The organism is Legionella sp. PC1000 (genome assembly GCF_014109805.1).
Lineage (GTDB): Bacteria > Pseudomonadota > Gammaproteobacteria > Legionellales > Legionellaceae > Legionella > Legionella resiliens.
In genome coordinates, this window is record NZ_CP059400.1 from 1,216,773 (window position 1) to 1,231,126 (window position 14,354).

Consider the following 14,354-nt stretch of genomic DNA (forward strand, 5'->3'; position numbering starts at 1 on the left):
AAGTAAATCCTAAAATACAAATTCTTTGGGCTTTGATTTATTGATCAATAAAGGGATGTTTGTTTCAAAAAGCAGTGATTCATGCCAATTTTCATGGTGATCCAATTCATATAATCGACCTTGCATTACAGGAGATGTTCCTTCAATAACAAATAATTTCCCCCCGGGAAGTACCTGTAAACGTTGGGTCTCGGTTATTTTTTCCATTGCCCCGGTGAATATGACCACATCATAAGGAGCATCTTCTAACCAACCTTGGTTGGCATCCCCAGTGATTAATTCAACATTATCGCAGTGATGCTCTTTTAATTTATGAGCGGCATTATTCGTAAAATCCGCATAATAGTCTATGCTAATTACTTTTTTACACAATTTACTCAGCATGGCGGTAAAAAAGCCACTGCCTGTACCCACTTCTAAAACTATTTCATGGCCTTGTAAATCAAGAGCCTGCAAAATTTGTCCTTCTTCTAAAGGGGTGAGCATGCGTTGACCATGATTAAGAGGTATCTGCATATCTGAATAAGCAAAATTCATAAATTGTTCGGGAACGAATTCATGTCTAAGTACTACATCATACAAATTAAGTATGGATTCGTCTAAAACATCGCCAGTTCGAAGTTGTTGCTTGACCATGTTAATGCGCGCGCTTTGATAACTCATTTGTTCTACCGTGTTGGTTGTTCTATGTTAATATTGACTATTAATTTGCCATAACCCCGCTTTGCGATGTGTTCGCGTTGATTTCACATTTGGGGATTTCAGAATTCCGCAAATATGCTGCGAAACAAGGTTGTGGAAGCGAATTGTCAACACACTTTAAAAACTTTGGCACAATCTTAGCAAAAAAACAGCGTATGTGCTAAGAAATAATGCTTGAATCCCGAATTTCATGGTGACTCTGTTTAAAGTTTGCTATGATCCACTATTTTTAATAGTTTTCTTAAATAGATTTTTGATTACCTCAGTGGATTTCTTATGAAGTGAGCGATCTGGGGAATTTACGATAATTCAATGAGAGGAGAATGCAGTGCTTGAGCAATTTACTGATTATTTGCAAACTGAAATAGCGACACTTAAAAAAGAAGGCTTATATAAATCAGAGCGGGTTATTTCCAGTCAGCAACAAGCCGCTGTCACAGTAAATCATGAAGAAGTACTCAATCTCTGTGCTAATAATTATTTGGGTTTGGCCAATGATCCTCAACTTATTGCCGAAGGGCAAAAAGCACTAGCTCAATACGGCTATGGTATGGCTTCTGTGCGTTTTATTTGTGGTACTCAAACGCCTCACAAACAGCTTGAACAGAAAATCAGTCAATTTTTAAGTAAAGAAGATACTATATTATATTCTTCGTGTTTTGATGCGAACACAGGTCTTTTTGAAACTTTATTAGGAGAAGAAGACGCGATTATTAGTGATGCATTAAATCATGCCAGTATCATTGACGGTGTTCGGCTCTGTAAGGCTGCACGCTATCGATATGCTAATAACGACATGAACTCTTTGGAAGAGCAATTAATCGCCGCTAAAAAAGCACGATTTCGCCTAATTGCTACAGACGGTGTTTTTTCTATGGATGGGATTTTGGCAAATCTACCTGCAATCTGTGAGTTGGCAGATAAATATGATGCCATGGTTATGGTTGACGACTCGCATGCGGTTGGTTTTATGGGTGAAACTGGCCGTGGGACTCCTGAGCATTTTGGAGTTAGTGATCGCATTGATATTATTACAGGTACTCTGGGCAAAGCTTTAGGTGGTGCATCAGGCGGTTATACTGCAGCAAACCAGACTATAGTGGAATGGTTGCGCCAACGTTCCAGACCTTACTTATTCTCAAATACCTTAGCACCAGTGATTGCACATACTTCGTGTGTTGTTCTGGATAATTTGATGAAAAATAACCATTTGGCTGAGAAATTAAAACGTAACAGTCATTATTTTCGTGAAGGTATGACTCAATTAGGTTTTAAATTAATCCCAGGGGAACATCCAATTATTCCTGTGATGTTGGGTGATGCAAGCTTGGCAGGGCGCATGGCGAATCGTTTATTAGAGTTAGGTATCTATGTGGTTGGTTTTTCTTATCCTGTAGTACCTAAAGGGTTAGCACGGATTCGCACCCAAATGTCAGCCGCACATGAGTTACATCATTTGGACAAAGCGATTAAGGCATTTGAAACTGTAGGTAAGGAATTTTCTGTTATATAAAGCAAGTCATCTTTTCTGAATCGCGGGGAAGATCTTATTTTTGAGGTACTTTTATGAAATCATTAGTCAAGGCGAAAAAGGAACCTGGAATTTGGATGGAAGAGGTCGCTATACCGGAATATGGCGTCAACGATGTATTAATTAAAGTAAAAAAAACAGCAATTTGTGGCACTGATATCCATATTTATTCCTGGGATGAATGGGCGCAAGCAACTATCCCCGTACCTATGACTGTAGGGCATGAGTTTTATGGCGAAATTGTTGCAGTAGGCCAAGAAGTACAAGGACTTCATGAAGGACAACGTGTTTCTGGTGAAGGGCATATAACCTGTGGTTTCTGCCGAAATTGCCGCGCAGGTAAACGTCATCTTTGTCGTAATACTTTAGGCGTGGGCGTCAATAGACCAGGCTGCTTTGCAGAATATTTATCCATACCTGCGAGTAATGTGATTGTTCTTCCTGATAATATTACTGCGGAACAGGCTTCAATTTTTGACCCCTTTGGAAATGCTACTCACTGTGCTTTGGCTTTTGATGTCGTTGGTGAAGATGTATTGATTACTGGTGCTGGGCCAATTGGTATAATGGCAGCTGCTATTGTAAAACATATAGGCGCGCGCCATGTGGTTATTACGGATGTAAATGATTATCGTTTGGAGTTAGCCCGAAAAATGGGGGTGACTCGCGCAGTAAATATTAAGTACGAAAAACTGTCTGATGTAACTTCTGAGTTAGGAATGCTCGAGGGGTTTGATGTCGGTTTGGAGATGTCAGGGAACCCTATGGCCTTAAATGAGATGATGAAAGCAATGAATCATGGTGGGCATGTAGCTATGTTAGGTATTCCTCCTCAGGAAACAGCTATTGATTGGAATCAAGTTATTTTTAAAGGTCTCGTGATTAAGGGTATTTATGGACGTGAAATGTTTGAAACTTGGTATAAAATGATTGCCATGTTGCAAAGTGGATTGGATATCTCGCCAGTCATAACGCATCGTTTCCCAGTTGATGAGTACCAACAGGCATTTCAAATTATGGCCTCGGGCCAATCGGGCAAAGTAGTCCTTGATTGGTAGAAAATGATGCAATCAATAACTGAAAGTTAAGGATTAAATTAAGAATAGAGTTGTAGCCTGGAGCAAGGGGAACATCACCATTGCCATGAAGATGGAAAAGGCCTACATCCCGCGGCGTGTTCGCGTGATCCCGAAAACGAGCCAGAGTATTGTATGCTGGATACCACGAATAAATTGCGGTATGTAATATCCAGGCAATAAAGAGTTTAAAAAAGACGGAGTAGTTATGTCACAATATATTTTTACCATGAATCGTGTCAGTAAAATTGTTGAAAATCAACGTTTTATTTTAAAAGATATTTCATTAAGTTTTTTTCCTGGCGCTAAAATTGGTGTTTTGGGATTGAATGGTTCTGGTAAGTCAACTTTATTACGTATTATGGCAGGTGTTGACACTCATTATGAGGGAGAGGCACGACCACAACCAGGAATTAAAATCGGTTATCTTGAGCAAGAGCCCCAATTGGATCTGGATAAAACGGTACGGGAAGTTGTTGAAGAAGGCGTTAAGGATATGAAAGAAAAACTCGCCCGCTTTGACGAAATCAGCATGCGTTTTGCAGAGCCAATGAGCGATGATGAAATGAACAATTTACTTGCTGAGCAAGGTGAATTGCAAAATGCCATTGAAACAGGTGGCGGTTGGGATTTAGATAGAAAACTGGATGTTGCTGCTGATGCACTGCGCTTACCTGATTGGGATGCTGTTGTAGGCAAGTTATCAGGAGGTGAGCGTCGCCGAGTCGCATTATGCCGTTTATTGCTTTCCAACCCTGATATGTTGTTACTTGATGAACCAACTAACCATTTGGATGCAGAATCCGTAGCTTGGTTAGAACATTACCTTGAGGGGTTCCCGGGTACAGTAGTTGCGATTACCCACGATCGATATTTCTTGGATAATGCTGCAGAATGGATATTAGAACTGGATCGTGGAGAAGGAATACCTTACAAAGGCAATTACTCTTCATGGCTTGAACAAAAAGAAGCACGGCTAGAGATGGAGCAAAAACAAGAAGATGCTCATATGCGTGCAATGAAAGCAGAATTGGAGTGGGTACGTACTTCACCTAAAGGACGTCATGCGAAAAATAAGGCACGCCTCGCTCGATTTGAAGAAATGAATTCGAAAGAGTTTCAAAAGCGTAATGAAACAAATGAAATTTATATTCCACCAGGTGAGCGTTTGGGTGATCTGGTTCTTGAAGGGGAGAAAATTACAAAATCATTTGGTGATCGAATCTTAATTGACAATCTAGATTTTAAACTTCCTAAAGGGGGTATCTTAGGGATTATTGGTCCTAACGGAGCAGGTAAGTCTACATTCTTGAAAATGATTACTGGTCAGGAAAATCCTGATGAAGGTGAAATTCGCATCGGTGATACGGTCCAACTGGCTTATGTAGATCAGATGCGTGATGAATTAAATCCCAATAAAACAGTTTGGGAAGAGATTTCTGATGGACACGACATCATGCAAGTAGGGAGTTTTCAAATGCCTTCACGTGCCTATGTGGGACGTTTCAATTTTAAAGGCTCGGATCAGCAAAAGAAAATGGCTCAACTTTCTGGAGGGGAGCGGAATCGTGTGCATTTGGCAAAATTACTGAAAAGTGGCGGGAATGTATTATTACTTGACGAACCCAGTAATGATTTGGATGTCGAGACTTTACGTGCTTTGGAAGATGCAATTCTCAATTTCCCTGGTTGTGTTATTGTGATTTCGCATGATCGATGGTTTTTAGATAGAATTTGTACCCATCTGATGGCTTTTGAAGGTGATTCCCAAATTACCTTTATTGAAGGAAATTACAGTGATTATGAGGCGGATCGAAGACGTAGGTTAGGTGATGCAGCAGATAGACCATCACGAATTAAATACAGAAAATTAGAGTCGTAAGGTTCAAGGTAACTACTCCCTCTTGCCGACGTCCCGCGGCTTGTCCGCGGGATCCAATGATGTTATGAGATTCCTGGATCCCGCGGACAAGCCGCGGGACGTAGTGTGGTAAGTAGTTATGTTCAAGTTTTAATTAAGTGGAGATAAAATGAATAAGTTGTTTTGGGCAGGTTTGTTACTGTGTGTCGGGGGGTTAACATCCTGTGTCGAGAATGATCCATCTACTTTAATTACTGATGATGCAGGTTATGTGCATCGGACGGTTCATTATACAAAAGATAAACGAGGTCGTGATTATTATCCTCAGAAGATTCAGGCAACAGGTGAGAAGCGCTTTATTTTCGATCCGAACGTCTCTGCATGGGCTGCTTATGATGAAGAGGGTAATCGTTTACTGACCGGCGGCGGATCAGCAGGTATTGATGTATGTGAAGAAAATTCAAATCAATCATGCAGGACGGTTACCGGAACTTTTAAAGTTTATAATCGGAGAGGGGTTGATTGTAAGTCCGGGGAATATCCTGTAGATACTAAAGGCGGTGCAAAGATGCCTTATTGTACCTATTTCTATCAAGGATATACCATTCATGCTGCATATGAAGTTCCTGAACATCCTTCAAGCCATGGTTGTGTCCGTATTTTCCCAAGTGCTGCCAAATGGTTAAGTGAAAACTTTTTCCAAATAGGTACAAAAGTCATTGTATTGGAATATCCGAGTGAGCCTGGTGCTAATAAACCAGCTGTTAAATCCGCATAAACTGAGTTAAGTTAAGCTATCTTAAGCTAATCTTATTCTAGCCCTTGGGTGCAACATGCTTCACCCGAGGTTGCTTTCAATGAGCACATCTCTGCCTACGCCCCGTGGCTTGTCTGGGGGATCCAGAAGATCTGCACTAAAACACTGAACCCCACGGATAAGCCTCGGGGTGTGAGCACATGTGAGCAAGAACCGGTTGCTTGCATCCAGGACTTTCATAAAATGAACTATTTTTATTTGAGCCTGGCTGCAAGCAGCCAGGCTACGCCTTTTCTCACTAAAAAGACAATATCAAATTAAGGAGTGTTTGCTGGAAGTGAGGGTTGTGTGGATCGATTCTCTGGCAAAGTAGGCTGTCCAGGAGTAGCTGGAGTTTGGGTTGCCGAAGGATTTGCAGAAGTTGGCTGTGTTGAGGTAGTAGGAGGTGCAGGTTGAGTCGTTGGATTTGTTGGGGTGGTCGTTGTTGGTGCAGTTGTTGGGGTGGTCGTTTCTATATTTGGATTCATAACAGTAGCTGGATTAGGATTAAAATCAGACGGTAGTTGTTGAGTTACTGTCCCTCTTGGGGCAGCAATCATTTGGGTAATTCCTAAATCTCCAGTTATCTTACGGCCTATAGTTACGTCAACACTGAGTAATTGTGTTACTTTTTCTTTATCATTCTGGTAAACAACTTGCAGTGGCAAATTAATTTTCCATTGATTATCTTTGGCTTCTGTTACTACAATTTGCCCCATTACTTGACTGCTTACTGTCAGTTTTTGGGATTTAATGGCTTCCAAATTACCTGATTTTTGTAGCGCTGTGTTAAAGCCAGTCCATCCTTGTTCCGTAAAACAGGGCTGCAATTTTTGCAGTTGGGAGTCCAAATTATTTGAATTAAAATCAAAAGCCTGAGTAACGGCTTTTGTCGCCCATTTAATAACCAGTGATTGATCTATCGTTTTGGTTTCTGGAGGAATTTTATACTCACAATTGATAGGTGCTGCTGGTGCTTGTGCAGGTTGTACCGATGGTATATTTTGGCCGGGAGGTGTAGGTGTAACAGGGGCTTGCGGCATGGCGCCAGGTGTTTGCTGAGGTGGCGGCGTTACTGGCTGAGTAGTAGTATCAGCATGTACTTGAGTACCAAGCAGGGCAAAAAGGGTACTCCAGAGTATTGTATTCTTCATGAAATCGACTCCTAAATAGTATGTAGCAATTCTGCGATAATAAGGGCCGCCAGTCTAGCAGTTTTTTGTTCGTGATCCAAAGGCGGTGACAGTTCAGCAACATCAAAACTAACTACTTTGCCACTTTGGATAATGTATTTCAAGAGTGGTAAAATTTGCCAAGGAGTAAGTCCCAAGGGTTGTGGTGCACTGACGCCTGGGGCAAATGATTCGGCTAAAACATCCAAGCATAAAGTTAGATAAATATGATCTAGATTTAGCATGAAATCATCAAGAAAAGCCAAGTGCCAGGCTAAGCTATTCGCATATAACTCTTCCGCAGTCAGATAATTAACATTAAGTTCATCAGCTCGTTCAAAAAGGGAGGGCGTATTTCCCATTTTTTGGATTCCAATACAGCAATAATGAAATGGTTGATTGTTTTCTTTACAGTAGGCTGCAATTTGCGAAAAGGGAGTTCCCGATGTGCCTGGTTGGTTTTTTTGATGAGGTCTTAAATCAAAATGTGCATCAAAATTTATAATCCCCAATTTGGCATAATGAGGCGCTAATCCTTGATAATGCCCCCATGCAATTTCATGTCCTCCCCCCAAGGCAACCGTTTGATGCCCTTGTTGATGGCAAAAACTGATTAAATTGGCAAATTGCGCTTGTGCAGTTTCTAGTTCATCCTCTGCACAAAAAATAGTACCTAAGTCAAAAAGAGGTTTATCTATGGAGCAGGGCAGTTTTGCCAATTGCGTTTTGATCTGATCGGGTCCTAATTTTGCCCCAGGTCTTCCCATATTGCGACGAACACCCGCATCACTGGCAAAGCCAAGGAAAACAGTTTTTTTCTCTTTTGTAATGAGATCAGTCTGTTGCGCAGGAAAAATAATTTTTTGAAAGAACCGTTCTGCATTATTCGTATCTTTTCTACCTTGCCAAAGCGAAGGATTGGCGCGTTGGTAATTGGTAAGATGTTCAAACATTAAATTCTCCCTATGTTCATATTAGGATCTGTTCACAAGTGCTTACTTCAGGATAAAAAATGCCGTGACTTCAGGATACAAAACTACAATTTTATCTTAGGTGCTTTTTATAAAATAAACATTCTTTTTCATCCTTTAAATCTTTTTTATAAAATTCCATTCCCGCTTTATGAATAACACGTTGTGAAGCAAGATGATTTATCGGTGTAAATGCAATAATTTCATCCACTGAATGTATTTTTTGTTTTGCCCACTTCAACAAAGTAATTAATGCTTCAGTAGCCAAACCTTTCCCCCAGAATTTAGGCAAGAAGACATATCCCACTTCAATTTCTCCACTAGGAATTGCTCCAAAACCACACCGACCAACAAATTCGCCAGTAAGTAATTCAATTGCAATAAATACCCCAAATCCATTTAACATAAAAAAATCCATATTCTTTTTTATATTTGTTTTAACTTGTTCCGCATTTAGAGTTCCACTCGGGAAAAAGGCTCTTACTTTAGCATCGCTATCAAGCAGTAAATAATCATCAAAATCACTTTCTCTGAGTAATCGATAGCCTAGCCTTTCTGAAGTAAAAATAAATGGTTCATTGTTTTGAGTCATAAAATTTATTCTTGCCTTATTTAAATAAAAATCAAATTTTAACTGTGTATTTCAAATGCACTTAATGGCCATTACTTTAGAAAAATTTGCATTATAAGTCACAGTACAGCTTTTTGTTCCAGCAGGAAGCTTACGAATCAGTTGAACTTTTGTATGTGCATAGTCACATGCAGTCCAAGTTTCTTTTTTCCCAAATGTCCAAGTCAGTTTTTTAGCTTTAGAGTTTTCGTGATTAGGTGCAAGGCTTGCATTTTCTTTAGGATGGCCCGAATAAAATGTAATACGCTCAAATTGATGAACACCATTTAAATCATCTGTAAATACATCCCAATCTTTTATTTCATGGTGTAACGATTGATTTGTTTGAATGACCTGTGGGCATTGTAGCGTAGCAGCATATGCTGAGTGATATAAAATGCCTAATCCACAAAGAAAGTTGATACACACAGGAACTCTCATTAATGACCCCAGGTATTATTTATTAAATTCATTATAACATGATGGCGCGATTCCAGTTCTGCCTTTCTTTTCTAGCTCAATTGTTTTTTTGCCAAAGTTCTTAATGTCCTTCGATCAATTTTTCCCGTAAAACCATAGGGCAGTTGGTCCATAATAATGATTTGAGAAGGACGTTTGCCTGTCGGGAGCGATTCGTTAGTCCAATCCATTAATGTTTGAGCAGTCAATGGGTTATTCTTAATTTTTAGCACTACATAAACAATAATTTTATCATCATTCTTCCTACTAGGATTAGGTAAAGCAATTGCAGCAGCTTCTTTAACCGCATCATGTTGATAAAGAATATTTTCAATCTCCATGGGAGAAATCAATTCTTTTCCGCAGCGAATAATGTCTACTTTACGACTTACAAACCAGTAATAACCCTCGTTATCTTGATATGCAAGATCTCCTGTATGAAACCAGCCATTCTTTATAGTTTTCGCGGTCAAAGCAGCATCTTGCCAGTAACCGGAACACATGCTCTCACCACGCACAATAATTTCGCCTGGTTTATGTGGCTTTAAAATAGGTACCCCTTTTTCATCAATTAAGCGCATTTCCATACCTGCTATAGGAAATCCAATCGAACCGGTTTTCTTTTTTCCATAAGGGGGATTCATGGAATAGATCTGAAGTTCGGACATACCACATCCTTCGGTAATTTCAATGTGGAATCGCAAGTTAAATTGTTCCTGGAGAAAAACGGGTGTTGCATCACCACCTGAAAAGCAAAAGTTGAGTGTGTTGATTTCATAATCCAAAAGTTTAGCTTGATTAATGAGCTCAAGATAAAGTTTAGGAAACCCATAGATTTTCGTAATTCGATGCAAATGAAGTTTTGCTAATGCTTCCTTAGGATCAAACTTGGGTAATAGCACTACAGTAGCTCCAACAGCGTGAAAAGGTAAAATTTGCGAGCCAAGACCAATCAAATAGCATACTGGAAACATCACTAATGTTTGATCGCTATGATGAATCTGAATTTGCGTTATTTGATTTTGTGTACCGTGGCTCAAGCTTTGTTGACTGTGTACAACCGTTTTGGGTAATCCTGTAGTGCCCGATGTAAAAAAAAGCAGGGCTGGTTTTTCCAATTCAATTTCAGTTGTTGAAACGGGCGCATGCATAGGTAAGAGTAATTCTTGAAAGTCAAGGACGCCAGGATAACGATTTGCTTCCGAAGTAAGATAGCATTCCTTAATTTCTTTTATTATTTTTTCATCGTTGAGCAGCTGTGTATAATAATCTGACGTGGTTATAAAAATACTCGCTTCACTGTGTTTCAACACGTAATGAATCAGCTCATTATTAAATTGAATATTAACAGGAACTGCTATAGCTCCTATCATAAAGCAAGCATAGTAACATAAAATAATTTCAATGCTGTTTGGTAGAAGAAAAGCAACACAATCTCCTTCTGAGATCCCTTTTTCTAAAAAAGAGGCCGCAAGATGATGAGTTAATTCATAGAGTTTCTGGTAGGTATAACATTGTTGATTAATCACCAAGGCAATTTTATCAGGAAATTTTTCTGCTGAGTCACTGAGTAATGTACTTAATCGATACATAGATTATCCATTATTCCTTTTGAGAGATAATCAAATATTTACTAGCTGCCCAATCCATAAAATTATTTCATTTTGAAAGATGGGTCCAAGTCATTCAGATCAGCTTCTTCAATATCGTCAATCTCATATAAAGCTTGGGTCACTTTATCTCGTGTTATTTTGTTTTTAACTTCACCAAAAAAAGAATAGAGCGAATTGGTATTTTTAGCAGATTCATCAGATTTTCTAATTTTATCTATTTCATCTTTAAAATCTATATAAGAGGAAAATGAGTCTGCGTCCATCTTCATCATTTGGGCTATTTTCGAAGGAACTTTATAATAGGTGCCATTATACTCGACAAGTGTTCCTCCACCTGCTTTTGTTTTTTCTTGCCAGTATGCGAGGTGTTCATGATTGTGTCTATCTAAATTTAACTTTTCTTTCAGTAGGGTAATTTTATCTAATTCTCCCGCACGAGCTTCACTTAATTGGGCTTGATCCTTTATTTTGTGGATTGCCTTAAGCATAGAATGAGATATATCGATACCTTCAGCATAAGCTCTGTTTTCTGAAAAAAATTCTTTAAGTTCACTTTTAAATTCGCTCTCGCAGTCATCGATATTTAGATTCGTTATAAATTCTCGAAATCCTTTGCTTTTTAAAGCCTCCGTTCTGAGTAAGCTTATACGCTCTTGAAGGAAGTTGTCGATTTCCTCTTTTAACTGAAGATCAGATGGAGCATTTACCTCTTGGATCTTCGTGAGAACTTCCGGGGGATAAACTAATATTCTTAAAATTTGAAGATATACTTCCTTTTTGAATTCTTCATTTTTTCTTAATTCATCTTTTATTTCTTTCTTGAGACCTCCCGCCCATATTGTGGGTTTGAAGGTTTTTGGCGCCAAGATATCATCAAGATCCTCAAAGCTAAAATTGACTTGATTGAGATCATTTTGCATTGACATAATTCTTCTGACAATCGGCCATAAGGAAGAGTCATGATCGATTTTAACGCTTGTTCCGCCAGAATTTACACCAATGTTATCAGCCTTTAGATCAGTTTCAGCAAGAACTAGCGCACTAACGAGAATGCGAGCTAGAGTTTTATAGTCAGTAGGTTTTCCTCCTTGTTCCATAATTGATTTAAACGTTTTAAACCCAGGAACTCCTTCGGAAGCTACATAACGTTTATCTAATTTGTCAGTTACTAATCGTGTTTTAGGTTGGGTATTTCCAATCCAAAAACGATAAACTTCCCCAGAGATAACCTCAAGTTCTAAAGGCTCATCAGGGGAATAGGCTTCTTTGACAAACCAAGATTTTTTATTACGCTGACTATTAGGGCGAGTCTCTTTCGCTTTCTTTTTGTGAATCCCCGCCGTATGTCCGCCAGATGTATCTTTAGCACCTTGTGACTCAAAGTTTTCAAGTGATTTTTTTAATCTATCGTCTTTCGAGATCATATTTACTAGTCTTGAAAAATAATTAACTTCAATATAATTATATCAGATAAAGTATATTTATTGGTCACTTGGTGATAATATTGATCACTTCGGGTAAAAAAATATGATCAACAATAATCAAAATGGAATAATATTGACGCTTAGTCTAAAATGGTTATTTTTTTGATCATTTAGGGCTTAAACATGGGATCCGCCTCACTTCACCCTTATCATTCTATTGAAGAAATGAGAACCGTATGGAGAATCGCCATGCATCTCATGTACATTACTACGCAAAAGAAAACTCATTCGGCTTTGGATTGTTCATTATGCGTGAACCAGGAAGCAAAAATGGAGACAGTTAACCGATTGCAATTGACTCTTGCCGATACAACTTCAGCCGATTTAACATCATTAACTCTTTTCTGTTTAGGTGTTTTAAATACCATTTCACAAGAAGATGAAATAACTTTTCAACGTGGTCTTGAGTATTTAAGGCAATCTGTTTCGAACAAAAATAAGCATGCAGCTTATTACTTAGCTCTAATCCATGCCGGGCGTCATCAAGATAAGATCACTTTAACTCTTAGAGATCAAGAAAAAGCGATCCAGTATTATCTTATTTCTTTTAGATTAGATTATTATGAGGCGTTAAACGATCTCATGTTGAGTTTAAGAACAGGGACAGGAGTCATTTCTAAAGATAAAGCTCGTTGGCATCAATTGTTTATTCAATTATTTATTGAGGCGGGACAGAATAAAGATAATATTCTAATATCTCATTTAATTCGTTGTCTTGTGCAACAAGATTATGTTACTTCAAATAGTGAGCATTTCTTATTTCTTGCTGCTGAGATTATCAATTTTTGGATGAAAACACCTTATTGGAATCAACGTTACACAAAGCTTGTTGAAGGCTACCTGCAACAAGAAAGAACAAAGGAAAATCAAGGAAGCCTCTATTTCTTTTATAAACTCGGGTTTTCCCAATCGCAAGGAACTTATTTCTTTAATTCCAAAGTCATTTTGAATGAAGATGATATCCATTTCATTCAATCCATCCAGCAATTAGATCATGAATTTGAAAATAGAGAAACTTCCGCGCAAGGAGAAAGGATGGAACAATTCAGGACCTGTACTATTTTATAAGTTAGAGAGGGTAGTTTCTAATTGGCTAAATGATTCCATGATTTTTGAATGCTCATTGAAAAATGAATAGGGATTTCCATTGGAAAAAATGTGATGAGTCACTTCACCAATTAAAAAGAGAACATGTTTCAACTCATGATGTCCTCCCCATCTCTGGATTAAATCCTGCTTTGCTTGGCGAATTAATTGAGAGCATTGGTTATGAAAATGAAGCATTTCTCCACGTTCACTTTTTTCTGCATCAATTAAATGATAGAGCTCCTGTTTTATAAGGGATATGGAAGCCAATGAGCATTCAGCCTCTTCCTTAAATTGGGGGGAAAGATTTCTGATTTTTTCTTCTATTGTTTTTACTGCTTCGTATATAGTGAAAAATTTTTTACTCTTACTGAGTATTAGGGGATGATCCTCATTCCACTTTTTGATTGAAGGATTTGTGGCAGTCATCAAGATAGAGCGTCTCAGAGACCTATTCTTTTCCAATAAATTAATAAGGCGTTGTTCATCTCCATATCGCATACAATAGGTATCTTTTGGCTCAAGCGCTTTGCCTATTAATGCATCAATAAACTCTGCGATGTAAGAAGTAGGATTGGTCAAAGGTAGCAGAAGAGAATCCGTCAGATTTCTAATGTTCCGTTCTTGTCCTGAACTCAAAGTCCAATGTTGAAATTCTTTTTGATCAAGGAATGGAGCACAAAAAAAATCCAAGTTGGCTTTAATAAAATTAACTGCTTGTTGAGTGTCTTTATGCATTTGTTTTAGAAAAGTGAAGATTGATATATTTGCACTCATTATAAAGTTCCAGAGTGCACAGCGCTAGAGCATAATGACCTAGAACAAAATTAATTTACAAAGATAAATTAGCAGCTAGATGACAGTCATTGCACGAGTTTCATTTGTCAATGAACAATTAGGTTTATATTGTTAAACTCCTACACGACGCATGCGCATAAAATTATGCCAAGTTTATTCAATGTCTGGTATTATCTGCGCATGGCAAATCAAAAG

General features: G+C 38.4%; 13 protein-coding genes and 1 pseudogene. 5 read left to right on the forward strand and 9 right to left on the reverse strand.

All coding sequences use genetic code 11. The features are described from left to right. Nucleotides 1-9: 9 nt before the first annotated feature. Nucleotides 10-663 carry a protein-L-isoaspartate O-methyltransferase gene (locus FOLKNPGA_RS05300; RefSeq protein WP_182352011.1) on the reverse strand — a complete coding sequence of 218 codons (654 nt, stop codon included), beginning with the start codon at nt 661-663 and terminating at the stop codon, nt 10-12. Nucleotides 664-1,030: 367 nt separating this feature from the next. On the opposite strand from FOLKNPGA_RS05300, the gene FOLKNPGA_RS05305 reads away from it, so the two are divergent. The 3 genes from FOLKNPGA_RS05305 (at nt 1,031) to ettA (ending at nt 5,191) form a co-directional block, all read left to right on the forward strand. Further along, entirely contained in the window at nt 1,031-2,215 is a 1,185-nt protein-coding gene (locus tag FOLKNPGA_RS05305; protein WP_182352012.1) for a glycine C-acetyltransferase, read from the forward strand. A 53-nt stretch (nt 2,216-2,268) separates the two neighbouring features. Continuing rightward, nucleotides 2,269-3,291 (forward strand): L-threonine 3-dehydrogenase, encoded by a 1,023-nt coding sequence (tdh, locus tag FOLKNPGA_RS05310; RefSeq protein ID WP_182352013.1) that lies wholly within the window; start codon nt 2,269-2,271, stop codon nt 3,289-3,291. A gap of 226 nt (nt 3,292-3,517) precedes the next feature. Next, a complete protein-coding gene (gene ettA / locus FOLKNPGA_RS05315) occupies nt 3,518-5,191 on the forward strand; it encodes an energy-dependent translational throttle protein EttA (protein ID WP_182352014.1) in 1,674 nt (557 codons plus the stop codon). Nucleotides 5,192-5,251: 60 nt separating this feature from the next. Here the strand turns inward: ettA and FOLKNPGA_RS19180 are convergent. Continuing rightward, nucleotides 5,252-5,317 (reverse strand): annotated as a pseudogene (locus FOLKNPGA_RS19180) (hypothetical protein); the annotation flags it as partial. 22 nt (nt 5,318-5,339) lie between these two features. On the opposite strand from FOLKNPGA_RS19180, the gene FOLKNPGA_RS05325 reads away from it, so the two are divergent. Beyond that, nucleotides 5,340-5,948 (forward strand): L,D-transpeptidase, encoded by a 609-nt coding sequence (locus FOLKNPGA_RS05325; protein WP_182352016.1) that lies wholly within the window; start codon nt 5,340-5,342, stop codon nt 5,946-5,948. Nucleotides 5,949-6,244: 296 nt separating this feature from the next. Here the strand turns inward: FOLKNPGA_RS05325 and FOLKNPGA_RS05330 are convergent, their stop codons facing one another. From FOLKNPGA_RS05330 to FOLKNPGA_RS05355, 6 genes are all read right to left on the reverse strand, one after another. Beyond that, the gene (locus tag FOLKNPGA_RS05330; protein ID WP_182352017.1) at nt 6,245-7,120 is read right to left on the reverse strand and encodes a DotI/IcmL family type IV secretion protein; all 876 of its coding nucleotides are present in this window, start codon (nt 7,118-7,120) and stop codon (nt 6,245-6,247) included. Nucleotides 7,121-7,131: 11 nt separating this feature from the next. Then, nucleotides 7,132-8,091 carry a formimidoylglutamase gene (hutG, locus tag FOLKNPGA_RS05335; RefSeq protein WP_182352018.1) on the reverse strand — a complete coding sequence of 320 codons (960 nt, stop codon included), beginning with the start codon at nt 8,089-8,091 and terminating at the stop codon, nt 7,132-7,134. Between the two features lie 91 nt (nt 8,092-8,182). Beyond that, nucleotides 8,183-8,701 (reverse strand): GNAT family N-acetyltransferase, encoded by a 519-nt coding sequence (locus FOLKNPGA_RS05340; RefSeq protein WP_182352019.1) that lies wholly within the window; start codon nt 8,699-8,701, stop codon nt 8,183-8,185. Nucleotides 8,702-8,752: 51 nt separating this feature from the next. Continuing rightward, nucleotides 8,753-9,160: an STY0301 family protein gene (locus tag FOLKNPGA_RS05345; protein WP_182352020.1), complete on the reverse strand. Its 408-nt coding sequence runs from the start codon at nt 9,158-9,160 to the stop codon at nt 8,753-8,755. Between the two features lie 71 nt (nt 9,161-9,231). Next, the gene (locus tag FOLKNPGA_RS05350; protein WP_182352021.1) at nt 9,232-10,770 is read right to left on the reverse strand and encodes a class I adenylate-forming enzyme family protein; all 1,539 of its coding nucleotides are present in this window, start codon (nt 10,768-10,770) and stop codon (nt 9,232-9,234) included. Between the two features lie 62 nt (nt 10,771-10,832). Further along, complete coding sequence (locus tag FOLKNPGA_RS05355; protein ID WP_182352022.1) at nt 10,833-12,215, reverse strand: hypothetical protein; 1,383 nt, start codon at nt 12,213-12,215, stop codon at nt 10,833-10,835. A 249-nt stretch (nt 12,216-12,464) separates the two neighbouring features. On the opposite strand from FOLKNPGA_RS05355, the gene FOLKNPGA_RS05360 reads away from it, so the two are divergent. Beyond that, nucleotides 12,465-13,343 carry a hypothetical protein gene (locus FOLKNPGA_RS05360; RefSeq protein WP_182352023.1) on the forward strand — a complete coding sequence of 293 codons (879 nt, stop codon included), beginning with the start codon at nt 12,465-12,467 and terminating at the stop codon, nt 13,341-13,343. On the opposite strand, the gene FOLKNPGA_RS05365 is transcribed toward FOLKNPGA_RS05360, so the two are convergent. Beyond that, entirely contained in the window at nt 13,338-14,138 is an 801-nt protein-coding gene (locus FOLKNPGA_RS05365; protein WP_182352024.1) for a hypothetical protein, read from the reverse strand. The two genes, FOLKNPGA_RS05360 and FOLKNPGA_RS05365, sit on opposite strands and share 6 nt — an antisense overlap. Nucleotides 14,139-14,354: the final 216 nt, after the last annotated feature.